The organism is Nonomuraea spiralis (genome assembly GCF_014648435.1).
Lineage (GTDB): Bacteria > Actinomycetota > Actinomycetes > Streptosporangiales > Streptosporangiaceae > Nonomuraea > Nonomuraea spiralis.
This window is the reverse complement of sequence record NZ_BMRC01000018.1, coordinates 81564-103636: the sequence shown is the minus strand read 5'-3', so window position 1 is coordinate 103636 and position 22073 is coordinate 81564. Positions and strand designations below refer to the sequence as shown.

The 22073-nt window shown below is 70.1% G+C and carries 25 protein-coding genes; 8 read left to right on the top strand and 17 right to left on the bottom strand.

Going from position 1 to position 22073, the window contains the following annotated elements; genetic code table 11:
- Positions 1 to 89: 89 nt before the first annotated feature.
- The 4 genes from IEZ27_RS35515 to IEZ27_RS35500 are packed head-to-tail and all read right to left on the bottom strand — an operon-like array spanning position 90 to position 3913.
- Positions 90 to 1310 (bottom strand): DUF4437 domain-containing protein, encoded by a 1221-nt coding sequence (locus IEZ27_RS35515; protein ID WP_189651258.1) that lies wholly within the window; start codon positions 1308 to 1310, stop codon positions 90 to 92.
- On the bottom strand, positions 1294 to 2784 hold the full coding sequence (locus IEZ27_RS35510) for a class I adenylate-forming enzyme family protein (RefSeq protein WP_229824637.1): 1491 nt from the start codon (positions 2782 to 2784) through the stop codon (positions 1294 to 1296). The genes IEZ27_RS35515 and IEZ27_RS35510 overlap by 17 nt, the downstream gene beginning before the upstream one ends.
- The gene (locus IEZ27_RS35505) at positions 2781 to 3233 is read right to left on the bottom strand and encodes a DUF3598 family protein (RefSeq protein WP_189651257.1); all 453 of its coding nucleotides are present in this window, start codon (positions 3231 to 3233) and stop codon (positions 2781 to 2783) included. Before IEZ27_RS35505 ends, IEZ27_RS35510 begins: the two co-directional genes overlap by 4 nt.
- 14 nt (positions 3234 to 3247) lie before the next feature.
- The gene (locus tag IEZ27_RS35500; RefSeq protein ID WP_229824636.1) at positions 3248 to 3913 is read right to left on the bottom strand and encodes a VIT1/CCC1 transporter family protein; all 666 of its coding nucleotides are present in this window, start codon (positions 3911 to 3913) and stop codon (positions 3248 to 3250) included.
- 172 nt (positions 3914 to 4085) lie between these two features.
- Between IEZ27_RS35500 and IEZ27_RS35495 the strand changes: the two genes are divergently transcribed.
- Positions 4086 to 4676: a neocarzinostatin apoprotein domain-containing protein gene (locus IEZ27_RS35495; RefSeq protein WP_189651255.1), complete on the top strand. Its 591-nt coding sequence runs from the start codon at positions 4086 to 4088 to the stop codon at positions 4674 to 4676.
- 40 nt (positions 4677 to 4716) lie between these two features.
- Here the strand turns inward: IEZ27_RS35495 and IEZ27_RS35490 are convergent, their stop codons facing one another.
- The 6 genes from IEZ27_RS35490 to IEZ27_RS35465 are packed head-to-tail and all read right to left on the bottom strand — an operon-like array spanning position 4717 to position 10729.
- Positions 4717 to 5685, bottom strand: coding sequence for an oligopeptide/dipeptide ABC transporter ATP-binding protein (locus IEZ27_RS35490; RefSeq protein WP_189651254.1), 969 nt, complete (start codon positions 5683 to 5685; stop codon positions 4717 to 4719).
- On the bottom strand, positions 5682 to 6587 hold the full coding sequence (locus tag IEZ27_RS35485; protein ID WP_189651253.1) for an ABC transporter ATP-binding protein: 906 nt from the start codon (positions 6585 to 6587) through the stop codon (positions 5682 to 5684). The genes IEZ27_RS35490 and IEZ27_RS35485 overlap by 4 nt, the downstream gene beginning before the upstream one ends.
- Positions 6584 to 8113: an ABC transporter substrate-binding protein gene (locus IEZ27_RS35480; RefSeq protein WP_189651252.1), complete on the bottom strand. Its 1530-nt coding sequence runs from the start codon at positions 8111 to 8113 to the stop codon at positions 6584 to 6586. Before IEZ27_RS35480 ends, IEZ27_RS35485 begins: the two co-directional genes overlap by 4 nt.
- Positions 8110 to 8952, bottom strand: a complete 843-nt coding sequence (locus tag IEZ27_RS35475; RefSeq protein ID WP_189651251.1) for an ABC transporter permease — start codon at positions 8950 to 8952, stop codon at positions 8110 to 8112. Before IEZ27_RS35475 ends, IEZ27_RS35480 begins: the two co-directional genes overlap by 4 nt.
- Positions 8949 to 9905 carry an ABC transporter permease gene (locus IEZ27_RS35470; protein WP_189651250.1) on the bottom strand — a complete coding sequence of 319 codons (957 nt, stop codon included), beginning with the start codon at positions 9903 to 9905 and terminating at the stop codon, positions 8949 to 8951. The genes IEZ27_RS35475 and IEZ27_RS35470 overlap by 4 nt, the downstream gene beginning before the upstream one ends.
- Positions 9906 to 9964: 59 nt before the next feature.
- The gene (locus IEZ27_RS35465) at positions 9965 to 10729 is read right to left on the bottom strand and encodes a DUF1838 family protein (RefSeq protein WP_189651249.1); all 765 of its coding nucleotides are present in this window, start codon (positions 10727 to 10729) and stop codon (positions 9965 to 9967) included.
- A gap of 113 nt (positions 10730 to 10842) precedes the next feature.
- Here IEZ27_RS35465 and IEZ27_RS35460 point away from each other — a divergent pair, with 113 nt between their 5' ends.
- From IEZ27_RS35460 to IEZ27_RS35450, 3 genes are read left to right on the top strand one after another with little or no spacing between them, the layout of a single operon-like run.
- Positions 10843 to 11493 carry a biliverdin-producing heme oxygenase gene (locus IEZ27_RS35460; protein ID WP_189651248.1) on the top strand — a complete coding sequence of 217 codons (651 nt, stop codon included), beginning with the start codon at positions 10843 to 10845 and terminating at the stop codon, positions 11491 to 11493.
- Positions 11490 to 12671 (top strand): NADH-ubiquinone oxidoreductase-F iron-sulfur binding region domain-containing protein, encoded by a 1182-nt coding sequence (locus tag IEZ27_RS35455; RefSeq protein ID WP_189651247.1) that lies wholly within the window; start codon positions 11490 to 11492, stop codon positions 12669 to 12671. The genes IEZ27_RS35460 and IEZ27_RS35455 overlap by 4 nt, the downstream gene beginning before the upstream one ends.
- Positions 12668 to 12856, top strand: a complete 189-nt coding sequence (locus IEZ27_RS35450; protein ID WP_189651246.1) for a ferredoxin — start codon at positions 12668 to 12670, stop codon at positions 12854 to 12856. The genes IEZ27_RS35455 and IEZ27_RS35450 overlap by 4 nt, the downstream gene beginning before the upstream one ends.
- A gap of 36 nt (positions 12857 to 12892) precedes the next feature.
- Here IEZ27_RS35450 and IEZ27_RS35445 read toward each other — a convergent pair whose 3' ends face one another.
- Entirely contained in the window at positions 12893 to 13555 is a 663-nt protein-coding gene (locus IEZ27_RS35445; protein WP_189651245.1) for a biliverdin-producing heme oxygenase, read from the bottom strand.
- A gap of 89 nt (positions 13556 to 13644) precedes the next feature.
- Here IEZ27_RS35445 and IEZ27_RS35440 point away from each other — a divergent pair, with 89 nt between their 5' ends.
- Positions 13645 to 14274: a TetR/AcrR family transcriptional regulator gene (locus tag IEZ27_RS35440; RefSeq protein WP_229824635.1), complete on the top strand. Its 630-nt coding sequence runs from the start codon at positions 13645 to 13647 to the stop codon at positions 14272 to 14274.
- 124 nt (positions 14275 to 14398) lie between these two features.
- Here the strand turns inward: IEZ27_RS35440 and IEZ27_RS35435 are convergent, their stop codons facing one another.
- From IEZ27_RS35435 to IEZ27_RS35410, 6 genes are all read right to left on the bottom strand, one after another.
- Complete coding sequence (locus IEZ27_RS35435) at positions 14399 to 15667, bottom strand: HAMP domain-containing sensor histidine kinase (RefSeq protein WP_189651244.1); 1269 nt, start codon at positions 15665 to 15667, stop codon at positions 14399 to 14401.
- Positions 15668 to 15675: 8 nt separating this feature from the next.
- Positions 15676 to 16353 (bottom strand): two-component system response regulator CseB, encoded by a 678-nt coding sequence (cseB, locus tag IEZ27_RS35430; protein WP_189651243.1) that lies wholly within the window; start codon positions 16351 to 16353, stop codon positions 15676 to 15678.
- The gene (locus IEZ27_RS35425) at positions 16350 to 16751 is read right to left on the bottom strand and encodes a hypothetical protein (protein WP_189651242.1); all 402 of its coding nucleotides are present in this window, start codon (positions 16749 to 16751) and stop codon (positions 16350 to 16352) included. Before IEZ27_RS35425 ends, cseB begins: the two co-directional genes overlap by 4 nt.
- 110 nt (positions 16752 to 16861) lie before the next feature.
- A complete protein-coding gene (locus IEZ27_RS35420; RefSeq protein WP_189651241.1) occupies positions 16862 to 17227 on the bottom strand; it encodes a hypothetical protein in 366 nt (121 codons plus the stop codon).
- A gap of 209 nt (positions 17228 to 17436) precedes the next feature.
- The gene (locus tag IEZ27_RS35415) at positions 17437 to 18207 is read right to left on the bottom strand and encodes a FadR/GntR family transcriptional regulator (RefSeq protein ID WP_229824634.1); all 771 of its coding nucleotides are present in this window, start codon (positions 18205 to 18207) and stop codon (positions 17437 to 17439) included.
- A 54-nt stretch (positions 18208 to 18261) separates the two neighbouring features.
- Positions 18262 to 19017 (bottom strand): SDR family NAD(P)-dependent oxidoreductase, encoded by a 756-nt coding sequence (locus IEZ27_RS35410; protein WP_189651240.1) that lies wholly within the window; start codon positions 19015 to 19017, stop codon positions 18262 to 18264.
- Positions 19018 to 19216: 199 nt separating this feature from the next.
- Between IEZ27_RS35410 and IEZ27_RS35405 the strand changes: the two genes are divergently transcribed.
- Genes IEZ27_RS35405 through IEZ27_RS35395 form a run of 3 tightly spaced genes read left to right on the top strand, consistent with a single transcriptional unit; the run spans position 19217 to position 22072 of the window.
- On the top strand, positions 19217 to 19987 hold the full coding sequence (locus tag IEZ27_RS35405; RefSeq protein WP_189651239.1) for an ATP-binding cassette domain-containing protein: 771 nt from the start codon (positions 19217 to 19219) through the stop codon (positions 19985 to 19987).
- Positions 19984 to 21003, top strand: a complete 1020-nt coding sequence (locus IEZ27_RS35400; protein ID WP_189651238.1) for an ABC transporter permease — start codon at positions 19984 to 19986, stop codon at positions 21001 to 21003. The genes IEZ27_RS35405 and IEZ27_RS35400 overlap by 4 nt, the downstream gene beginning before the upstream one ends.
- 25 nt (positions 21004 to 21028) lie before the next feature.
- On the top strand, positions 21029 to 22072 hold the full coding sequence (locus IEZ27_RS35395) for a substrate-binding domain-containing protein (protein ID WP_189651237.1): 1044 nt from the start codon (positions 21029 to 21031) through the stop codon (positions 22070 to 22072).
- Position 22073 lies beyond the last annotated feature (1 nt).

The window sequence follows — 22073 nt, the reverse complement described above, 5'->3', positions numbered from 1 at the left end:
GGCCGCCTGCACGCCGAACGCGAACGGGTGGTGGTCTCCGCCCCCGCCAAGACCATGGCCGGAGACCACCGGGTACTTCGGTTCCTGAGTCACATGCCGTCCGTGCTCCACCGTCCGGCGGAGCGGCTGCGGACGGGGAGGGAGGAGATGACGGGGGCGGGGATCGGGTCGCCCTGCTTCCACGGCCGCCCCTGGGCCCAGTTGTGCGAACCGGAGTCGGTGCGCTCGTCGGGGTGCTCCAGGACGTGCGGATCGGCGCCCCAGTCGGGATGCGCGTGGTCGTGGTCGTGCTTGTGGTCGTGGTGGTCGTGGTGGTCGCTGTGGCCGCCCTGGAGCCGGGCGGCGTCCATGGCCTTGGCCACGGCGAGGACGCTCTTGTCGGTGCCCTGGCCGTGCGGGACGAAGTCGACGTCCTGACCGCCCTGCCGGCGGGCGAAGGCCAGTGAGGCACGCAGGTCGGCCAGGTCGCGCTCGCTGCGTGGCGGGGATCCCGCGCCGAGGTCGTGACTGGACTGGGACCAGCGCATGCGGCCGCCGTTCGGCCCGTAGTTGACCGCCTCTCCGCCCCAGCGGACCCACTCGTTCTGGGTGTACCAGTTCTGGAGCTCACCGTCGGAACGCAGGATCCACGTGACACCGCCTTCCATGGTGGTGAAGTGGCCGTGCTTCACCCGGGCGGGCCGGAAGAAGTAGGTGTTGTCGAGCAGGGTGCCGAAGTTGTACTCCATCCGGCCTTCGATGGTGTACGCCTCCTCGTAGCACGGATGGTGCGCGAGCCGGTGGTCGGACCAGCCCTCCTGAGAATGGACCAGACGGGTGTAGAAGCCGCTCACCGGATCGACATGGAGGTACTTGATGAACAGGCCCGGCATCGGGCCGGCGTTGGGCACGGCGTCCCAGGTCATGGCCGCGGAATCGAGCACGATGACGTCGTCCCCGGCGCCGGGCCGGCGGGCCGCGCCGGGGTCGAATCCGGCGTCGCCGTACTCCCGGTAGTGGAGGATCCTGGTTCCTTCGGCGAAGGTGACGGCCTCGGCCGGGACGCCCTTGGGGGCGTGGACGTAGCCGCCCCTGCCGATGGTACGGCCGCCGTAGGTCATGGAGCCCTCCAGCACGAAGTACTCCGTGTCGGCGTGGTGGACACCTGGTCCGCGCCCCCACCGGGTGTGGAAGTCGATGCGCAGCGAGCACGATCCGTCTTCCTCGTCGACCGACAGCCGCCGCTCACTGGCGCGGCCCTCCCCACCGATGAGCTCGGCGCCGTGCCAGACGTAGTCCTTCTCGTGGATGAGTTCAACGTGGGGACGCATGGGACTCCTTCAACTCGCGCTTGAGCACCTTGCCCGCCGCGTTCCGGGGGAGACGCGGGACGATGTGAATGACCTTGGGCAGCTTGTAGCCGGCCAGGTGGAGACGCAGATACGCGTGGATGTCGGCGGGGGCCACCGAGCCGGACACGTACGCGACGATCCGCTCGCCCCAGGTGTCGTCCGGTTCGCCGACCACGGCTGACTCCCCGACCCCGGGGTAGCCGTCGATGACACTCTCGATCTCTCGCGGGTAGACGTTGAGGCCGCCCGTGATGATCACGTCCTTCTTGCGGTCGACGATGCGCAGGAAACCGTCCTCATCGGCGACGGCGATGTCGCCGCTGGTGAGGAAGCCGTCCTCGGTCGTGCATGCCTGGGTGGCCGGCTCGTTGCGCAGGTAGCCGTTCATCAGGAAGGGGGAGCGGCTGAACAGCTCCCCGGGGGTGCCGGCGGGGACGGGCGAGCCGTCGTCGCCGACGAGCCTGACCTCCGTCATGAACCAGGGATGGCCTACGGATCCGGCCTTGCGCCGGGCGTCGGCGGGACGGAGATTGGTGACGATCCCTGCCTCGGTGGAACCGTACAGCTCGTGCACGCCGGTTCCGGGGAGGGCGTCGAAGACCCACTCCTTGAGCGGGACGGGCAGCGCGGCGGCGTTGAAGAACAGCGTGTCCAGGCTGCCCAGGTCGTGGCGGCGCAGCGCCTGATCGCCGAGCGCGCGCAGGGTCTGCGCGTGGGTGGGGACCAGGAACACCGACTGCGCGCGGTACTCGGCGACCAGGGTCAGCAGGCGTTCGGGGTCCCACGAGCGGAGCATGGCGACGGTCCCGCCGGTATGGATCGCGCCGTAGGCGAAGGCGAATCCCGCGCCGTGGTACATCGGAGCGACGGCGATGGAACGGCGGCCGGTGCCGAGTCCCCAGTCCAGGGCCGAGCAGTAGAAGGTGAGCACGCGGGAGCGATGGCTGATGAGCACGCCCTTGGGATCACCCGTGGTGCCCGAGGTGTAGGCGACGCAGAAGGGAGAATTCTCATCGACCCAGATCTCGGGGTCACGTGTGGGCGCGGCGGCGAGGGCCTGCTCGTAGGAACCGCCGACCCGCAGCACGAGGGGCGGATCACCAGGGACCAGCTCTTCCAGGGACGCGTCCACGACGAGTGCTCCGGCGCCGGAGTGTCCGACGACGAAGGCGATCTCGACCTGGGTCAGTCGCGGGTTGAGCGGCACCATCACCAGACCGGCCTTGGCGATCCCGCAGGCGACCTCCGGATACTCCAGTTGGTTGCCGAGCAGGACGGCCACCGTGTCACCGGGCGCGAGGCCGGCGTCGAGCAGCGCGTTGGCCAGGCGGCTGGAGCGCTCGTGCAGGGCCGCGTAGCTCAGGTGCCGGTCCCCGTCCACCACGGCGACGGCGGACGGGGTGGCCACGGCGAACTCGCGCACGCCGTTGGCGATCAGCAACTGCGCCTTCACGGCTGGACGCGGGTCTCGTCGATCAGGGTCCGCCGGACGCACTGCCCGCCCTGGATCCATTGCCATACGCGGCTACGCGTGTCGCCGTCCGGGCTCAGCACGATCAGCTCGAAGAGCCTCAGGTCGGCGCCGCTCTCCTTGTAGATCCACGACAAGTAGATCGTGTCGTCGTCCACGGCCCAGAACTCGCCTCTGATCCGCTCGGTGTCGAACGCGCAGCGGCCCTCGCCCAGGTAGGTGCCGGGGAAACAGTGCTCCTCGGTCCGGCCGTCCTCCCAGGTGTAGCGGTTGACCTGGTAATAGTCCCATTCGCCGCCATCGGGCAGGGTACAGGTGAGCCGGGCGTGATGCCGGTCGACGACCTTGCCGTCGCCGTCCACGTAGGTGTAGGTGCCCTCCCACTCGCCTTCGTGCCGGGCGAGCAGCGGCATGTCGTGCCTGATTCCCATGCTGGTCGTTCCTCTCAGGAGAGCCCGGCTCCTACCAGGCTTCCGATTCCGAAGGTTGCCGCCGCGGCGAAGCTGCCGAGTATCAGTTGACGCAGGGCGCCGGCCCACCACGGTCGTGCGGTGAGCCGGGCGACGATGCCGCCGGCCACCAGCAGCCCGAGGATGCTGACGATGGCGGCCAGGAGCAGGCCGGAGGCGCCGAAGACGAACGGCAGCACCGGGATGATCGCGCCCACGGCGAAGGCGGTGAACGAGGACAGGGCCGCTACGTAGGGGGAGGGCAGGTCGTCGGGGTCGACGCCGAGCTCTTCGCGTACGTGGACCCGCCAGGCCAGTTCCGGCTGGGCGCTGATCTGTGCCGCGACCTTCTCGGCGGTCTCGACGTCCAGGCCGCGGGCCCGGTAGAGGGCGGTGAGCTCGGCGCGTTCACCCTCGGGGTTCCGGGCCAGCTCGACCTTCTCCACTGCGATCTCGGCCTGCATGAGCTCCGTCTGAGAGGCGACGGAGGTGTATTCGCCGGCGGCCATGGAGCACGCGCCGGCGGCCAGGCCGGCCAGTCCGGTGACGACCACGACCGTGCCGGAGGCGCCACCGCCCACGATGCCGCTGATGAGGGCGAAGTTGGAGACCAGGCCGTCCATCGCGCCGAAGACCGCGGGGCGGAGCCAGCCGCCGGTCACGTCGCGATGGTGCTGATGCTTTTCCGCTGCGGGGGAGGACATGACGTCCGCGCTCATATGTGTCCTTGTGCTGGGGATGGCCACATCTTGTTTTGTGACACTATGTCGTGAAACAGTGTTCCGCAAGCGCCTCGGGGGTTGGACCAGACAGCTAGCTCAAGGAGGCCGTCGAATGCCCCGCAAGCTCCTCACACTCACCGTCGCTCTCACGTGCGCCCTCGTCGCGGCGGCCGGTCCGGCCGCCGCGACGGCGGCCGGACCGGAACTGACCGCAAGCCAGAGCACCGACCTGTCGCCCGGATCCGAGATCACCGTGACGGGGACCGGGTTCACGCCCAAGACCGCACTGTTCCTCGCGATCTGCGACACCAAGCAGCCTCCCGGCAAGGCCTGCGACACCGGGAACTTCACCAAGGTGGCGACCGACACCGGCGGCAAGCTGGAGGCGAAGATCAAACCGGCCGCGACGTTCGGCGCGACCGACTGCACGAACACCACGTGCGCGCTGATGACCAACGACCCCGCCAACCCACGCGACACCCGGAACTACGCCCAACTGCCCATCACGTTCGCGACCGCCCAGGGCGCGCCCTCCAGCGCGCCGGGCACCCCGGCCGCCCAGGAACCGGCCGCCTCGCCGGCGGCGGCACCGGCGGCTGACGACAGCGGCTCGAACACCATGCTGATGGCCGGTATCGGGATCGCGGCGGTACTGGTGGTCGCGGGGGTCGTCGTCGTGGTGCGGCGCCGTCGTACGGCCTGATCGCCTGTCGTGAGGACGGGCCGGGAGGACCGGCCCGCCCTCACTCGCTCGCCGCACGGGCGATCTCCCGATCCCGCAGGCAGGCGCTCCGCCTGCCCGCGCGATCGGGCACCTCCATCAGGAGCGGCACCTCGTCCCGGCAGGCATCGGCCACGTGGGGGCAGCGCGGATGGAAGGCGCAGCCGGGCGGAGGATGTACGGCGGAGGGGACCTCGCCGGGCACGGCGATCAGCTGCCGACGGGTGGGGTCGGGGACGGGAACCGCCGCCAGCAAGGTGCGGGTGTAGGGGTGCCGAGGGGAGTCGAAGATCTCCGCCGCGGGGCCGTGCTCGACGATCCTGCCCAGGTACATCACGGCGACGTGGGTGGCGAGGTGACGTGCGATGTCCAGTTCGTGGGTGATGAGCAGATAACCCAGCCCCAGAGATCGGCGCAGGTCCAGCAGCAGGTTGACAACGGTGGCCTTGACACCGGCATCGAGGCTGGCCGTCGGCTCGTCCAGCACGATGGCGCGAGGCCGGGCGGCGAGCGCGCGTGCCACGGTGACGCGCTGGAGCTCGCCGCCGCTGACGCCTCCGGGGCGGCGGCGCGCGTGGTCCGCGGGCAGGCCGACCTGCTCCAGGAGCTCGGCCACCCGGCGGGCCCGCTCGCCCTTGGTCGCGCAGAGGCCGTGCACGAGGAGGGGCAGGCCGACCGAGTGGCCGATCGTCTTGCGGGGATTCAGCGCCGACCAGGGATTCTGGGAGACGAACTGCACAGCCCGGCGTGCCTCACGGCTCAGCGGCCGGCTGACGGGTTCGCCCGCCAGCCGTACCTGCCCGGCCGTCGGCGTGACCAGGCCGACGGCGAGCCGCGCGAGGGTCGACTTGCCGCACCCGGACTCGCCCACCACCGCCAGGGTCTGACCGGGCCGCAGGCTGAGCGAGACGCCTTCCACCGCATGGACGACCTGCCGCCGGGCGAGTGGATAGTGGTGGGTGACCTGGTCGAACTCGACGAGCGCTGTCATGGCGTGCCTTTCGTGTGGTGGCAGCGAACGTCGAGAACGGGCTGCGGGTCCTGCGCGGCGCATACGTCCATGACGACCGGGCAGCGCGGTGCGAACGGGCAGCCGTGGCGCGCGACGGGGCCGGGGGCGAGAGCGCCCAGGCGCGATCCGGCGCCGGTCCGGCCCGGAAGCGCCGAGAGCAGAGCGCGGGTGTAGGGGTGGCGCGGAGAGGTGAAGATCTGTTCGGTCGTCCCCGTCTCCACCAGGCGCCCGCCGTACATCACGCCGACCCGGTCGCAGACCTGTGCCACCACGGCCAGGTCGTGGGTGACGTAGAGGATGGCGAGCCGGAGCCGGTCGCGCAGGTCGAGCAGCAGGCGGAGCACCTGCGCCTGCACCGTGGGGTCCAGCGTCGTGGTCGGTTCGTCGGCGATGAGCAGGTCGGGCTGCCTGGCGAGTGCGGCGAGCAGGATGAGCAGCCGCTGCAACTGGCCGCCGGAGAATCGGTGGGGGGCGTCGCGAGGGCGGTCGAGGACGGCGCGCAGCCCGACCTGACCGAGCAACGCGGGGAGATCGGCGTCTCCGGCGTGCCATCGCAGTTGCCGCAGGACCGGGGTGACCGGGCTGAGCGAGGTCATGGGTCGTTGCGGGATGACTCCGATGCGGGTGGCGCGCAGCCGGCGCATCTGCTCGTCGGTGAGGTCGGACAGCGCCTGGCCGTCGAGCCGGACGGCCTCGGCCGTCATCCTGGCACCGGGCGGCAGCACGCGCGTGAGCGCCGCGCACACGCTGCTCTTGCCGCTGCCCGATTCGCCCACCAGGCCGAAGACCTCACCCTGTCGCAGCGTGAAGGAGACGTCATGGACCGCCCGCACGCCCGGATAGTCCACATGCAGGCCACTGACGGCGAGCAGCTCGGTCATCCGGTGCTCCCGCGTGGCCGCAGGCGAGTGGTGCCGAGGCGGTTGATCCGCAGCCTGGCCGGATCCAGCGGGCTCACGTCGTCGCGCCGGCCGACGATCATCTGGGGATAGACCGGGGGGAACATCACGGCGTCCTCGGTGATCCGGGCGTTGACCCGGGTGAGGAGCCGGTCGCGTTCGGCCTGGTCATCGGTGGCCCAGATGCGTTCGATGGCGGTGTCCACGTCCTTGTCGCGGTAGCCGCAGGCCAGGACGCTGGTGGACAGGGCCGGGGAGAGGGTGAGGTAGTTGGCGTCGCCGCTGGTGAATCCGCTGGAGAAGCGATTCATGATCATTTGGTACTTGCCGGAGATCCAGCGTTGCGCCCACGGACCGCCTTGAAGGACCTCCAGCTTCACGGTGATGCCCGCGCGCTGCCAGCCCTGCATGAGCACCTGTGCGATGTCCTCCATCGTCTGACCGGCGCTGATGGTGAGGGTGAACGAGGGGTCGCGCACGCCCTTCAACAGGTCGCGGACCCTGGCCAGGTCCGGTGTGGCGGGGAAGACCGTGAGACCGGGGTCGTAACCGCGTTCGGCCGGTCCTATGGGGCCCTGGCCGAGGGTGGCGGCTCCGCCATAGACCTTGTCGTTGACGGCCTGCCGGTCCATGGCGTGCGCGACGGCGAGCCGGAAGTCGTCATCGTCGAAGGGGGGATCGCCGACCTTGACATAGGTGAGCAGGTCAATGGGTGCGTCCACTCGATGGACGGTGACCTGAGGCAGGCCGGCGAGCAGGGGCAGGGCGGCGACGGGGAGCTCGGTCGCCAGGTCGACGCTGCCCGCGCGGAGGTTGACCGCACGGGTGGAACCGTCAGGGATGATCTGGAACTCCAGCCCTCTGTAGGCGGGCTCGGGGCCGTGGTAGCGGGGGTGGGCGCTCATCGCGTAGCCGAGACCGGAGGTCACCTTGTCCAGCCGGTAGGGTCCGGTGCCCATCATCCCGTCCTTGCGCTCGGCGTAGGCCTTGTGCGTGATCGGCAGGTTGGTCAGGTGTGAACGCAGCAGTCCGTAGGGACGGTTGAGCTTGATCTCCACGGTGTGCGCGTCGACCGCGTGCGCGCCGGCGTAGTAGCCGAGGAAGTAGACGACCCATTCGCTTCCGCTGGCGAAGGCGGCGACGTGGTCGAGGGAGGCGGTGACGTGCTCGGCGGTGAACGGGTCGCCGTTGTGAAACGTCACTCCGGGCTTCAGCGAGATCGTCCAGGTCAGGCCGTCCGGTGAGACGGCGGGGGCCTTGGCGGCGAGGAGGGGGACCGGGCGCAGGTCCGCGTCGTAGTCGTAGAGGGTCTCCATCACCGGTTCGGCGATCCAGCGGGTCACCTCGCTTCCGGAGTCGAGCGGGTTGAGGTTGCTCGGGCCTGCCGGGATGCCGATGCGCAGGGTGCCGCTTGCCGTACGGGAGGTCCGCGGGGAGCAGGCGGCGGCCAGCGGGATCGCGCCCAGGGTGCCGAGCAGCCGCCGTCTGGACCAGAAGGCAGGGGTCATCGAATCTCCTTCAGCGCATGTCCGCCAAGCCGGTCGGAGAGGGTGTCGCCGACCAGGTTGAACCCGAGGATCCCGGCGAGCATGACGGCGCCGGGCAGGACGGAGTACCACCAGATGCCCGCCGGCAGGTAACCGGTGCCGCCGCCGGTCAGGTTGCCCAGGGTGGCCTGGGGGAGCTGGATGCCGAGCCCCAGGAAGCCGAGCCCGCCTTCGGCGAAGACGGCCAGCGCCATGGCCAGGAAGGCCTGGACGGCCATGGCGGGGGCGATGTTGGGGAGCAGTTCGCCGAGGATGACGCGGGTACGGCGGACGCCGATCACCTGAAGCGAAGGCACGTAGTCCTGGCCCATCTCGACGAGGGTGGACGCCCGGGCGACACGGGCGAAGTAGGGGACGAAGGCGACGCCCAGCAGCAGGACGACCTTGGCCGTCATGGTGATGGGAACCGGCCCGAGGTGGATGGTGGCTGTCCCGCTCAGGCCGATGACGAACATGGCCAGCACGAACATGGGAAGCGCCTGAATGATCTCCAGGCCGCGCATGACCAGGTCGTCGACCAGCGTGCCGCGCAGGTAGCCGGCCAGGATGCCCAAGGGCAGGGCCATGAGCAGTCCCAGGGCGACCGCGGCCAGGCTGACCAGGAGCGAGACCCGCGTGCCCGACGCGGTGCGGGCGAGCAGATCCCGGCCGAGTTGGTCGGTGCCGAACGGGTGGGTCATGCTCGGGCCGGCCAGGACGTCAGGTCCGCCGGCGTCGGGATCGCCGGTCACCAGCGGACCGAGGACGGCGAGCAGGCAGAACAGCGCCGCGCAGCCGGCGCCGAACCAGGTCAGTCTCATCGCAGCAGCCCCTCGCGCACCCGGGGGTCGATGGCCAGCTGGGCCAGGTCCACGAGCAGGTTGGTCACGAGGTACAGCAGCGCCACAGCCAGGCAGCACCCGACGGCGACGGGGTAGTCCTGGCGGCGGAAGGAGTCGACCATGAGCTGGCCGATGCCCGGGACGCCGAACACGTTCTCCACCAGGATCGCCCCGCTGACCAGCATGCCGAGCATGAGCCCCATCACCGTGACGACCGGTACGGCCGCGTTGCGCAGGGCGACCCTGCGGACGAGTGCGCCACGGGGCAGCCCGATGGCCCAGGCGAACGCCACGTAGTCGCGCTCCAGCACCTCCAGCAACGAGGCTCGAAGCGTCCGCGCGACCACGGCGAACGCGGGCAGGCCGAGGACGAACGCGGGCAGGGCCAGGCTGCTGAGATGCGCGCCCAGCCCGTCCCCTGGCGGGACGTAGCCGTCGGCGGGGAAGACCCCCACGACGTAGACCCCGAAGACCAGGACGCAGACCAGGCCGAGCCAGAAGCTGGGCACGGACAGCGCGACCACGCTGACCACGCGGACGAACCCGTCGATGATCGAGCCGCGGCGGAGCGCGGCGGCGGCGCCTGCCAGGACGCCCAGAAGCATCCACGCGCCCGCGGCCACCAGTCCCAGCTCAAGGGAGACGGGCAGTCGTTCCATGACGAGGGAGACCACCGGCTGACCGGAGAAGAGCGAGCTGCCCAGGTCGCCGGTGAACAGCCGGCCGACATACCGGATGTACTGCTCCGGGATCGAGGCGTCCAGGCCGAGCCGTGCCGCGACGGCGGCTCTTCCTTCCTCGCTGTAGCTGTAGCCGAGCAGAGTGTAGAGCGGGCTGCCGGGGGACAGCCTCAGCAGGACGAAGACCAGCGAGACCACCACGAAGACCGTGGTCAGCAGGGCGATCAGGCGCCGGAGGAGGTAGGAGGCCAAGTCGGACCACTCCTCGCTGTGTTCCTATATCCGGAATGGCGTTTGGATGGGTGGAAAGACTAGGTCTCCTGAGGCCGCTGCGCATCGTCCGAAGGATGTATTGCGCGCTTCCGGAAGGAGGTCCAGCTCGTCTCGTTGGGCGCTGACCAGGTCTCCGGGGCGTGCGCGAACCGCGGACCGTGGTCGGCGACGAACTTCCTGATCCGCTCGGGAACCGCCTCCCAGCCCGGGAGTTTGGCGCCCCGGCAGTGGTAGACCAGCGCGCCCGGTCGCCGCGCCATCCGCATCCACGGCAGCCAGGGGGCGACCCGCGTCCACGACAGCGTGCATCCGACGTTGTCGACGGAGGAGTCGTCCACGTCGGCGGCGCGGGCGAAGAACTGGAAGAGTTCCATGGCGCGGTAGACGTCGTCGCCGGAGTTCTCCGGATATTCGGCGACCGGCAGCGGTGACGGATAGGCGAGCAGGACGTCCGCGTTGATCACGACGTCGGCCCCGATCCGGGTGGTGGACGGTTCGAGGCCGTGCGGCCAGAACTGGTTCACCGGGTCGTTCCAGACGTGCGCGACGTCCACCTTGTCGCCGGTGTAGCGGTTGTCCCAGGTGTCCAGGATCTCGCGCGTGGCCGGATCGAGGTAGAAGGCCGCCTCGCGGCTCAGGAGCCGGTACCCGGCCTCGGCCGCCACCGCTCGTGAGACGTTGACCCCTTCGAATCCGAAGAGGTGGTGAGGGCCGTCCCCGGGGAGCCAGGCGTAGACGTCGCCTGACCACGAGACCACGACCTCCGCTCCGCTCAGGTCGGCTCGGACACGGACCAGGTCCATCGTTGCCCTCCTTTTTATGACAATGTGTCGCTAACCCATTGACGCCCTGGGGCCCACTTGACGACACTCTGTCGTGAAACCACATTCCAATGCAATGCCCCGGGAGGCCACAGATGACCGAGACGTTCGCCGATGAGCTCAGGCAGGCGACCTGGGGTGATCATGAGGCCGCCGAGCACACCGCCTACCTGGAGGCGTTGATGAGCGGCAAGGTCTCCCGAGCCGGCTACGCCGAGATGGTCGCCCAGCACTATTTCGCCTACGTCGCACTGGAAGCGGCCGGTCGGGCGCTGGCCGACGACCCGGTGGCCGGCCCGTTCGTACGGACCGAACTGGAGCGGGTCCCCGCACTCGAACGTGACCTGGAGACCCTGTACGGCCCGGCCTGGCGGGAGGAGATCACGCCGTCGAAGCCGACGTTGACCTACGTCGCGCGCATCAACCAGGTCGCCGACTGGCCGGGCGGCTTCATCGCCCACCACTACACCCGCTACCTGGGCGACCTGTCCGGCGGCCAGGTGATCAGGAAGGTCGCCGAGCGGACCTATGAGTTCGACGACGAGGGCGGCGTCGGCTTCTACCGGTTCCCGGCCGTCCCCGACCTCAAGGCGTTCAAGGTCGAGTACCGGGACCAGCTCAACGCCCTCGACCTGGACGACGTCCAGCGCAAGCGGATCGTCCGCGAGACTCTGCTGGCCTACCAGCTCAACACCGAAGTGCTCGTCGAGATCGGCAAGCGGCTGCCGGAGTATCTGGTCGCATGAGCTTTCCCGTTCCGGTGCGATCCCTCGGCCCGGCACGCCTGTCGGCCGATCCGCCCGCCGGTGGGCCGGAGCCGACCGGCGAGCAGATCGTGGAGAGCGCGGCGGCCGCGGGCGTTCAAGGCCGGGGCGGGGCGGGCTTCCCCCTCGCGGTGAAGCTCCGGGCCGTACGGTCCGGCTTCGTCATCGCCAACGGCGAGGAGGGCGAGCCCGCCTCGGTCAAGGACCGGTACCTGCTGCGGGAACGTTCTTCGCTGGTCATCAGGGGGCTTGAGCTCGCGGCACGAGCCGTCGATGCCGAGCGGGCCTTCCTGTATCTCAGCGATCCCGTGGCGGCGGCGCGGATGGGGGCGGCGGCACCTGCCGGCGTGGAGATCGTGCAGGTGCCGCCTGCCTACGTCGCGGGGGAGGAGACGGCCGCCGTACGCGCCGTCGGCGGTGGCCCGGCGCTCCCGTCGGCGAAACCGCCCCGTCCCTGGCAGTCGGGACTGGGCGGGCGGCCGACCCTGGTCAGCAACGTCGAGACGCTGGCCCAGCTCGCGACCGCCGTACACCTCGGCCCGGAGGCGTACCGCGCAGTGGGCACCGGCGACTCGCCGGGCACCTTCCTCGCCACGGTGTCCGGCGCCGCCCATGCCCCCACCCTCTACGAGGTGCCGTACGGCATGCCGTTCGGCGAACTCGTGGCGCATCACCTTGGGTCGGCGGCCGGTGTGACCGGGGTGATCGCGGGCGGTTTCGCCGGTGGCCTGCTCCCGGCCTCCGCGCTCGCCCTGCCCATGACGCACGCCGACTTCTCCCGAGCGGGAAGCACGCTCGGATGCGGCGCTTTCGTGCTCCTGGCAGGCGACTGTCCCATCGGGGTCGCCGCCGAGATGGCGCGCTTCTTCGACGAGGAGAACGCCCGCCAGTGCGGGTCGTGCGTCAAGGGGAGCGCGGGCGTTGCCGCCGTCCTGGCCCGCCTCGGTACGGGGGCGGCGACCGGAGAGGACGTGGAGCGGCTGGAACGGTGGGGGAGGGGGCTGGCCGGGCGAGGCAATTGCGCCACGCCCGACGCGGTCTCCGTCCTCGTCGGCTCGCTCTTCCGGCACCACCGAGAGCTGGTGCGAGCGCACGTCGGCGCCAGGTGCCCGCGGTGCGCGCCACACGATTTCCGTATTCGGCTTGAGGAGAATCCATGAAGGTGGCGATCGACGCCTCTGTCTGTGACGGCAAGGGCTACTGCAAGCGCTTCGCCCCCGAGGTGTTCGGCCTGGACGAATGGGGCTACGGCAAGGTCCTGGTCGAGGAGGTCCCTCCGGAGCAGGAGGCCAACGCCCGTGCCGCGGTGGAGGCCTGCCCGCTCCAGGCTATCAGGACGGCGTGAGCATGGGCTGCCCCCGCGGGGGCAGCCTTCCGCCGCTCAGCCCAGGTCGACGGCCTCGCCCAGCTCGACGGTGATGGCGGCATTGCCGTCGAAGGCGTGATTGCCTTCGTCCACCAGCGTGGGAAGGTCGTCGTCAGTGACCGGGACCGAGTTCATCCTGGTGTGATATTCGCTGACGAAGGCGTGGGTGTCCTCGATCTCCGCGAAGTCATAGAAGGCGGTGCCGTCGCCTCCACTCAGTCCGTAGGTGGTCGCGAGCAGCTTGCCGAGGGTGGCCCCGCCGTGCAGGTAGCCCGCGTAACGGATCCAGTGGTGGGGCACCAGGCCGAGCGGCCACTCGTCCCGGACTCGATCCAGCCGGGCGACGTAGGCGTCGGTGGCGGGGGAGGACTCCAGGGCCCGCCGCCAGTCGCGGCCGTAGAAGTGCGCCAGGTCCTTCTCGATCGCTTCGGTGCGGTACAACTGCGGCAGTCGCAGCACGCCGACCGCCGGGTCGTCGCGAAGGGCCTCGGTGGTGTGCTCCAGAGCGGTGTAGACGGCGTGGAAGCGCACCAGCCAGAGCCGGTATGCCTCCTCCGTGAGCTTGCCTTGGAAGAGAGCGAGCATGTACGGGGTGTTCTCGGCCGCGCGATGGGCTTCGGTCGTGCCCTTGTACAGCAGCCGCGACAAGGGCTCGCGGCCCTGTCCGGTGGTCTCCATGATTCTCCTCGTCTTTATGACGACATGCCATAAAGATAACGACATTCTGTCGTAAAAACAATGGAACAGCGTTCCTGACCTGTGCGCCGATGGCTCTCGACCCGCCCACGTGCGAAGATGGCCAGGTGCCCCGAATCTCCGCCGCGAATTTGAGTGAGCACCGCGCGCAGACCTTGGAACGCATCTTCGAGGCGGTCTCGCGGTTGTCACGCAGCCAGGCCATCGACGACATCTCCATGACCGACGTCGCCGCGGCGGCCGGAGTGGCGCGCACGGTGCTCTACAACTACTTCTCCGACAAGGCCTCGCTGTTGCTCGCCTTCAGCGAGCGGGTGACGGAATACTTCGTGGAGCGGTTCGAACGCGAACTGCCGGCCTCCGCCCAGCCGTCCGAACGCCTGTCGGTGTTCATCCGGCTCACCCTCGACGGCCTGCTGGCCCACCCCCACCCCGACACGGCCGAGATGTCGGTGGCCCTCGGAGCCGATGCCTACAACGCCCTGGCCGGGCATGTCGCACCGATGCAGCAGATACTCGCGGAGATCATCGCAGCGGGCGTGGAGGCGGGCGAGTTCCGTCCGCTCGATGCAGACAGTGCGGCACGCAGCGTCATGGGGGTCATCGGCGCTGAGCGTATCCCGCTCGTCCAGGGACACGTGGGGCCGGAGGAGGCGCGGACCAGGGTGACCGCCTTCGTCCAATGCGCTCTTCGGGCATGAGTCGCCTCGACGCCGGCTGAGCCCCGCCCGAGCCGGTGGTGGGGTCTCGGCGGGCTCGTCCAGCAGGCGCCTGTGGGCCGGACGCCACTGGATGTGATCCGCCCGACGGCACAGGCGAAGACCGTCACTGGGCACGGGGCCGTGCTGCGCCTTGAGGTGAAGACCGTCCACCGGCCCCCTCGAAGGAGAGCCGGACCTGTGCGCCGCCGTCCGGGGCGTTGCCGAAGGTCAGCGTGGCGCCGATCAGACGGGCCTGGCCGGCGGCGATGGTCAGGCCCAGGCCGACCCCCGTACCGCGCGCGGCCTCGCCGGTGCTGAACCGCCGGGGACCGTGCGCGCGCAGGGCGCTCAGCATCTCGTCGGGGAAACCGGGGCCATGGTCGGTGACCGTGATGCCGGTGGCGTCGACGGTGGCCGACACCGGAGGGGTGCCGTGATGGACGGCATTGGCGATCAGGTTGGCCAGGATGCGTTCCACCCTGCGCGGATCGGCCTCCACCTCGGCATCGGCGAGCACGACGACCTCCACGGCATGGGCCTGCCGCAGAGTCGCCTGAGCGGCGGACACGGCGCGGCGGGCCAGCACGCTGACCGGCCGGCGCTCCATCGCCGAGGTCTCGACCGCGGCGTCCAGCCGGGCGACCTCCAGCACGTCCTCCACCAGGCGACGCAGCAGGGCGGCGCGGTCGCGCACCATCTCGGCCGGTCGGCCGGGCGGCAGCAGTTCGGCGGCGGTGACCAGACCGGTGACGGGGGTACGCAACTCGTGCGCGATGTCGGCGGTGACCCGCCGCTCGGCCTCCAGCCGCGCCTGCAGTACGTCCGCCATCCGGTCCAGTGCCGCCCCCAAGGTCGCCACCTCGTCGCCCGCGCTCCCACGCCCGCTCAGGCCGGCCGGTGCGACACGGGCCGACAGCTCTCCACCGGCGACACGCTCGGCGATCACGGCCATCCGGCGGATCCTCCGGCTCAGCCCGTCGGCGGCCAGCAGCCCCAGCAGAGACGCCACCGCCGCCACCACCACGCCCGAGACCGCCAGAATCCGATCCAACCGGACCAGCTCGGCGTTCTGCGGGCCGTAGTCAAGCCGAAGCGCGACCAGCTGATCCCCTACCTGGGCCGCCGCCCAGAGCACGGGTCCGTCGAGGTAGGTGGCTCGGACGTGTCCCCGCACCGCCTCACGCAGAGGCCCGGGCACGCCCTGCGTGGTCAACTCGGTGTCCTGGCCCTCCTGGTAGCGCTCCACCTCGGCGACGAGTCGCGCGTCCAGCGCGGTGCGGGCCGTCTCCAACTGCGCCGCCGCCATCCGGGAGTGGACCACCAGCCCCAGCACCGCGGCCACGAGCGCCGCGGTCGCCGCGATGACCAGCCCGATCCTGGTGCGAATGCCCATGGACGGCCTCAACGCCGGAGCTTGTAGCCGAAACCGCGCACGGTCTCGATGCGGTCGGACCCGATCTTGACGCGGAGCCGCTGGACATGTACGTCCACCACCCGGGTGTCGCCGTCCCAGGCGTAATCCCACACCCGCTGGAGCAGCACGTCGCGCGAGAGCACGATCCCCGGGCTCGCGGTGAACTCCAGCAGCAGCTTCAGTTCGGTCGGCGTCAAGGACAGCCGCTCACCGCGCGACCTGACCTCCATCGCCTCGGGGTCCACCGACAGGTCTCCGAAGACCAGCGCGGGGCCACCAGCGGATACGGGAACCTTGGCGCCGGTGGCGGCCCGGCGCAACGCCGCCCGGATTCGCGCGTACAGCACCGCCGTGTCGAACGGTTTGGTGACGTAGTCGTCCGCGCCGGCCTCCAGGGCGTTGATCACGTCGATCGCGTCGGAGCGGGCCGAGATCATGATGATCGGGATCAGGCTGGTCTCCCTGATACGCCGTGCCACGCTCACCCCGTCCAGATGGGGCAGCATCACATCCAGCAGCGCAACGGCTGGGACGTCCCTCTCGAAGGCCTCCAGGCCGGCCAGCCCGTCGACGGCGGTGCGTACGCGCAGACCGTAGCGCTCCAGCGCCATCTGCGTGGCCTCGCGGATCACCGCGTCGTCCTCGACCAGCAACAGGTCGCTCATGCCCGCGGCACCTCCAGTTTCTGATCGACCAGATCCTGCGGCACCCCGCGCCCCTGGACGTCGAAGCGGCTGTAGTAGCCGACCCGCTCCTGCCATTCCAGGCCGCTGAGCGTGATCGTGGCGGGAATGCCGTTCTTCTCGCATCCCGGCAGGCACCAGGTGCCGCTGAGCTCGCCCACCCCGACCGCGCTCCCGCCGCCCCAGGACCGCCAGCGTACCTTGGCCATGCTGGAGAACTCGCTGAGCGCGAAACGCTCAGGCCGCTGCAGCGGATGCCCCATGTAGGCCATCACGTACACGGGCCCCGGCCGGGCCGACGGGGCCGGCCCCTCGACCCTGACACCGCCGTCGACACCGCACCCGGCCACCAGCAGGGACAGCACCATCACTGTCGTCACGACCCTCACGAGGGTGAAGGGTATGCCCCGCCGCCGGCGCGGCCGACCGGCGCATCCTGTCCCGGCCACGGCATAGGACGCATGCGGCGACAGCGGAACTCCGGACCGGTTCACCGGGAGACCTGGGCCGGAGCGCGCTCGGACCAGCCGCCGTCCGGCCCGATCCAGCCCTTGGCGAACCACCGCTCGAACCGCGCGAGCGCGGCGGGGGTGTCGCCGTTCCTGAGGGCGATCCAGGCGCGGCCCTTGGCCGTCCACGCGCCGGTCCGGTCGAGGAGGCCGTACCGGCAGTACGTCGCGTGCTTCTTGCGGGCGCGCGTTGCGTCGTCGGGATGGTCGACCTCGTTCGGGTCGAAGGCGCAGCGTGCGAGCCTCGCGTGGGTGACCTCTGCGTGCGAGGTGTCCGCGGTGGCCACGCCGGCCATGCCTCCGGCGGCGAGTGTTCCCGCGGCCAGGGTGAGAAGGGTTCTACGCATGTCGCGCCCCCTTGAGGTGGTGTCCGATGATGACACCAGACTGGCCGCGGCACCCCGCGAAGCGTTCGCGGGCGCTTCACGATGACCCGGCGGCTGGTTCACAGCCGTGTAACAGCGCTCCGGGCTCTACGGCGGCGCGGTCAGAGTGACAACCATGATCGTCGAAGACGCCCGCATCGTCGAGCGGTCGCTGACCGAGCCGGTCGCGGTCAGTCCGCGGACAGGTCCATGAGCTGCTCGATCTTACGTTGGGCGACCAGGTCGAGGCTCTGGTCGAGGTCGTCACCATAGGTGCGCAGGGCCACCTCGAGATGGGCGGCCATGGCGTTGCTCGCGGCCTCCGGGTCGCGGGCCGTGATCGCCTCAAGGATCTCCCGATGGTACGGCAGGCCCTCGCGGGAGACCGAAGGATCGCCGAGGCTGCGGAGCATGAGCTCGAAGGTGAGCGTGACGATCGAGCCGAACATGGCCTCGATCACCGGGTTGCGCGACGCCGCCGCGACCGCGGCGTGGAAGGCGACGTCGGCTCTGGCCCGGGAGACCAGGTCGCGGGCCTCGTCGAAGCGCAGCAGCATCTCCTCGATGACGCGCAGGTCCTCCGGGGTCGCGTGCTGGGCGGCGAGCGCGGCGGTCTCGCGCTCGAGCATCATCCGGGCGCTGATCACGTCACGTGAGGTCGGCTTGCGCTGCCGGTACAGCGCGTCGAGCGGGCGGACCGCGTCGGTGATCCGCACGTCGCGGACGAAGCTGCCCCGCCCCGGGACGACCTCGATGATGCCCTGCTGCTCCAGTCTCCGCAGGACCTCCCTGATCATCGGGCGGCTCACGCGGAACCGCTGGGAGAGCACCCGTTCCGACTCCAGCTTCGATCCGGCCGGATGTTGCCCGGACAGGAGCTCCAGTTCGAGTCGCCTGGCCACGGCCTCCTTGGTCGGGGGGCGCATGTCGCGCGCGGAGGCGGCGTCTTCACTTCCCATCATCCCTGCCACGTTACCTTCAAGATCGAGGGGCCGACGCCCTCCGGTCGAATCCGATCATCCCTGGTTGAACAACGAGCAACCACCGTCGGCCAGCAGCGTCGTGCCGGTGATGTAGTCGGAGTCCGGCGAACACAGGAAGGCTGCCGCCTTGGCCACCTGCTGCGCGGTCTGCGGCGCCCCGAGGGGGATCGCCGTGCTCGCCCGCGCGGCGTAGGCCGGCTCGTTCTCGAACTGCCACTTGGCCAGGCCCGCGGCCACGATCCCGGGGGCGAGAGCGTTGACCAGGATGCCGTGCGGCGCCAGCTCCTTGGCCATCGAACGGGCCAGCATCGCCACCCCCGCCTTGGACGCGCTGTAGGCCGCGATCTCCGGCCAGGGGACCGTGCCCACCCAGGACCCGGTCAAGACGATGCGGCCCCCGCCGCCCTGGGCGACCATGCGCCGGGCGGCGGCCTGGGCGGTGTGGAAGGTGCCGGTGAGGTTGATGTCCAGGTGCCGCTGCCACTGCTCGGCAGTGATCTCCAGGAAGGGGGCGGATTCGACGATGCCCGCGTTGGCGATCGCGATGTCCAGCCTGCCGATGTGTTCCAGCGCCGCGTCCAGAGCGGGCCGGTCGCGTACGTCGGCTCGCACGTAGCCCACCTCGCCGTACGCGGAGGCCGTAGTGATCCACTCCTGTGCCTCGTCCGGGGACTTGACGTCGAGCAGCGTGACGTGGGCGCCCCGGCGGGTCAGCTCGGCGGCCATGGCGGCGCCGATGTCGCCGGCACCGCCCGTGACCAGTGCGTTTCTTCCCTCCAGGTCCGGCATGGAGATCTCCTCAGAGTGTGGTTAGGCCGGTAAGACCAGGACCACCATACTCCGTGGGCCCCGCCGCCGCGCCCCGAGCGGCCGTTGCCGATTCGAGATGTGCGAAAGGGTTGACGAATCACTCTTCGAGGGACAAACCTCGCTTGGCATAACCGGTCTTACCAGTCAAGCCAACCCACGGGTTCGGAAGGGAGAGAGCATGCCACTGTTCGAGGCCGTAGGCGTACGCAAACGCTTCGGCGGGGTCGAGGCCCTGCGCGGCGTCGACTTCAGCGTCGAACCCGGCGAGGTGGTCGGCCTCATGGGCGACAACGGCGCCGGTAAGTCGACGCTGATGAAGGTGATCTGCGGCGCGTACCGGCCCGACGAGGGAGAGATCCGGATGGGCGGCCGCCCGCAGGTCTTCCGCAGCCCCCGTGGCGCCGCGGCCTGCGGCATCGCGGTCGTCTACCAGAACCTCGGCCTGGTCGACCAGCGCAGCGTCGCCGCCAACGTGTTCCTCGGGCAGGAGCCGCGCAGGTTCGGCCTGGTCGACACCCGCAGGATGCGGGCGGAGGCGCGAGAGGTGCTCACCACACTGCGCATCCGCATCCCGTCCGTACGGATGCCCGTGGCCGGGCTGTCCGGAGGGCAGCGCCAGTGCATCGCCATCGCCAGAGCCGTGCATCAGGGCGGTGAGCTCGTGCTGCTGGACGAGCCGACCGCGGCGCTGGGACCCGAGCAGCAGCAGAACGTGCTCTCGCTGATCCGTGACCTGCGGGGCCGGGGCAAGGCCGTCGTCGTCGTCTCGCACAACGTCGACCACGTCCTGGAGGTCGCCGACCGGGTCGTGGTGATGCGCGGCGGGCTGGTGTCGGGCGTACGCGATGTCGCGGGCACCACGGCGGCCGAGGTCGTCGGACTCATCCTCGGCAACGCGCCGGCGGCCGCTCCCGACGGCGCCCCTCACACCTCCGGAGAACCCGCATGACCATCCAGCAGCAGATCGCGACCGCCTACCGGGTGGACGACTCCGGCGGAAGCCTGGTACGCAGGTTGCTCGGTGCCAGGGAGTTCGGCGTGCTGGCCGCGACCGTGGCGATCTTCCTGGTCTGCGCCGTGGGCGCCGACGGCTTTCTCGCAGCCGACAACCTGCTGTCCGTCGCCCAGCAGATCGCCATCCTCGGCATCGTCGCCACCGGCATGACCTTCCTGATCGTCGTCGGCGAGATCGACCTGTCGGTGGGGTCGCTGCACGGATTCCTCGCGGTGGAACTCGCCTGGCTGGTGACGAAGGTGGGCGTGCCCGTCGGCGCCGCGGCCCCGCTGGCCATCCTCACCGGTGTGACGATCGGTGTGATCAACGGTCTGCTCACCACCCGGTTCAAGATCCCCTCGTTCGTGGTCACACTGGCCGCGCTGGCGGCACTGCGCGGCGCCGCGCTGCTGCTGTCGGACGGCGTGCCGATCCGCGGCTCGCGCGATGAGTCGTTCATCCATCTGTTCGCGGGCAGCCCGCTGCCCAACCTCGCCGCGCAGACGCTGTGGATGGCCGTCGTTGTCGCCGTCGGAGCCTTCGTCATGGCCAGGACCAAGTTCGGCTACGACGTCTACAGCGTGGGCGGCAACCCGTCGGCCGCAGCCGGAGCGGGCATCACCAGCGACCGCGTCAAGGTCATGTGCTTCGCCCTCACCGGAGGGCTGACCGGCCTGGCCTCGATCATCCTGGTCGGTTGGCTGGGCAGTGCCAACCCCCTCACCGGCAACGGCTTCGAGCTCAGTGTCATCGCCGCGGTCGTCGTGGGCGGTGCCGGGCTGGCCGGCGGCACGGGCAGCGTGCTCGGCACCTTCCTCGGCGCGGTGATCACCGGTGTGATCACCAACGCGCTCGTCCTCTTCGGCGTGGACGGCAACTGGCAGCAGGTCGCCACCGGCCTCCTGATCCTGGGAGCCGTCATGCTCAACCACCTCGTCGCCAAGCGTTCAGCACACGGCTTGAACGCCTGACCCCCCGATCGAACAGGAGAGAACAATGGCAGCGAAAAGCCCGTTGTCACGCCGGGGCCTGCTGCTCAGCGGCTCCCTGGCCACCGCCGGCGTCCTGGCCGCCGCGTGCACCAGTGAGAAGGAGCCGTCCGCAGAGGCCTCGTCCGGCGGCCGCGCCGCCGACGGCCCCCAGAAGGACAAGAAGGTGATCTTCGTCGTCCACGACAAGAACCCCTTCTTCGCCCCGGTGCAGCGCGGTTTCGAGGACTTCGGCCTGATCATGGGATGGAAGACCCAGTTCATCGGCCCGCCCGCGCAGGACACCCAGAAGACCGTCGAGCTCCAAGCCAGCGCGCTGAGCGCAAAGCCCGATGGCGTGATCTTCACCCGGATCGACGAGACCTCCTTCGACGCCAACATCAAGCGGGCGACCTCCTCCGGAGTAAAGGTGATCCTGTCCAACGTGGCCAGCGACGGCTACGAGAAGCTCGGTGTCGGCTTCGTCGGCCAGAACTTCGTCAACGCGGGTGACGCGTGCGGCCGTGAGATCGCCAGGTGCGCGAAGGAGCGCACCGGCAAGTCCGACGGCGTCATCGTGTGCGGCAACTTCGCGCCCGGCAGCACCGCCCTCGAACAGCGCATCCAGGGGATCAAGCAGGGGATCGGGGCGTACAACAAGGAGAACGGCACCTCCTTCACCACCGAGGTCCTCGTCACCAGCACCGACGAGTCCAAGGCCGTCGCCGCCATCGACGCCAAGTACGCCTCGGCGAAGGGCAGGATCGTCGGCTGGGCGATGGCGGCCTTCGACCACCAGTACGTGGCCACCTGGGCGAAGGGCAAGAATCTCGTCGGCAAGTTCGCCGTCGGAGGATTCGACCTGATCCAGCCGGTCCTGGACGGGATCAAGGACAAGTCGATCGACTTCTCCCTGGGGCAGAACCCGTACGCGCAGGGCTGGATCGCCGCGGCCCTGCTCGCCGAGGAGTTCGACCCCGGCTACCCGGCCAGGACGTACGACACCGGCGCGGAGGTCGTCAACGCCGCCAACATCGACGCGGTCGCCGCGCGTGAGGCCCGTTTCGCCTGAC

Bases quoted from the DNA above. Each gene is read 5' to 3' on its own strand.
- IEZ27_RS35410 (WP_189651240.1), bottom strand. From the start codon at position 19,017: ATGCCGGACCTGGAGGGAAGAAACGCACTGGTCACGGGCGGTGCCGGC.
- IEZ27_RS35485 (WP_189651253.1), bottom strand. From the start codon at position 6,587: ATGACCGAGCTGCTCGCCGTCAGTGGCCTGCATGTGGACTATCCGGGC.
- IEZ27_RS35440 (WP_229824635.1), top strand. From the start codon at position 13,645: ATGGCTCTCGACCCGCCCACGTGCGAAGATGGCCAGGTGCCCCGAATC.
- IEZ27_RS35405 (WP_189651239.1), top strand. From the start codon at position 19,217: ATGCCACTGTTCGAGGCCGTAGGCGTACGCAAACGCTTCGGCGGGGTC.
- IEZ27_RS35460 (WP_189651248.1), top strand. From the start codon at position 10,843: ATGACCGAGACGTTCGCCGATGAGCTCAGGCAGGCGACCTGGGGTGAT.
- IEZ27_RS35445 (WP_189651245.1), bottom strand. From the start codon at position 13,555: ATGGAGACCACCGGACAGGGCCGCGAGCCCTTGTCGCGGCTGCTGTAC.
- IEZ27_RS35515 (WP_189651258.1), bottom strand. From the start codon at position 1,310: ATGCGTCCCCACGTTGAACTCATCCACGAGAAGGACTACGTCTGGCAC.
- IEZ27_RS35475 (WP_189651251.1), bottom strand. From the start codon at position 8,952: ATGAGACTGACCTGGTTCGGCGCCGGCTGCGCGGCGCTGTTCTGCCTG.
- IEZ27_RS35435 (WP_189651244.1), bottom strand. From the start codon at position 15,667: ATGGGCATTCGCACCAGGATCGGGCTGGTCATCGCGGCGACCGCGGCG.
- IEZ27_RS35415 (WP_229824634.1), bottom strand. From the start codon at position 18,207: ATGATGGGAAGTGAAGACGCCGCCTCCGCGCGCGACATGCGCCCCCCG.
- IEZ27_RS35395 (WP_189651237.1), top strand. From the start codon at position 21,029: ATGGCAGCGAAAAGCCCGTTGTCACGCCGGGGCCTGCTGCTCAGCGGC.
- IEZ27_RS35455 (WP_189651247.1), top strand. From the start codon at position 11,490: ATGAGCTTTCCCGTTCCGGTGCGATCCCTCGGCCCGGCACGCCTGTCG.
- IEZ27_RS35480 (WP_189651252.1), bottom strand. From the start codon at position 8,113: ATGACCCCTGCCTTCTGGTCCAGACGGCGGCTGCTCGGCACCCTGGGC.
- IEZ27_RS35490 (WP_189651254.1), bottom strand. From the start codon at position 5,685: ATGACAGCGCTCGTCGAGTTCGACCAGGTCACCCACCACTATCCACTC.
- IEZ27_RS35505 (WP_189651257.1), bottom strand. From the start codon at position 3,233: ATGGGAATCAGGCACGACATGCCGCTGCTCGCCCGGCACGAAGGCGAG.
- IEZ27_RS35420 (WP_189651241.1), bottom strand. From the start codon at position 17,227: ATGCGTAGAACCCTTCTCACCCTGGCCGCGGGAACACTCGCCGCCGGA.
- cseB (WP_189651243.1), bottom strand. From the start codon at position 16,353: ATGAGCGACCTGTTGCTGGTCGAGGACGACGCGGTGATCCGCGAGGCC.
- IEZ27_RS35495 (WP_189651255.1), top strand. From the start codon at position 4,086: ATGCCCCGCAAGCTCCTCACACTCACCGTCGCTCTCACGTGCGCCCTC.
- IEZ27_RS35450 (WP_189651246.1), top strand. From the start codon at position 12,668: ATGAAGGTGGCGATCGACGCCTCTGTCTGTGACGGCAAGGGCTACTGC.
- IEZ27_RS35465 (WP_189651249.1), bottom strand. From the start codon at position 10,729: ATGGACCTGGTCCGTGTCCGAGCCGACCTGAGCGGAGCGGAGGTCGTG.
- IEZ27_RS35400 (WP_189651238.1), top strand. From the start codon at position 19,984: ATGACCATCCAGCAGCAGATCGCGACCGCCTACCGGGTGGACGACTCC.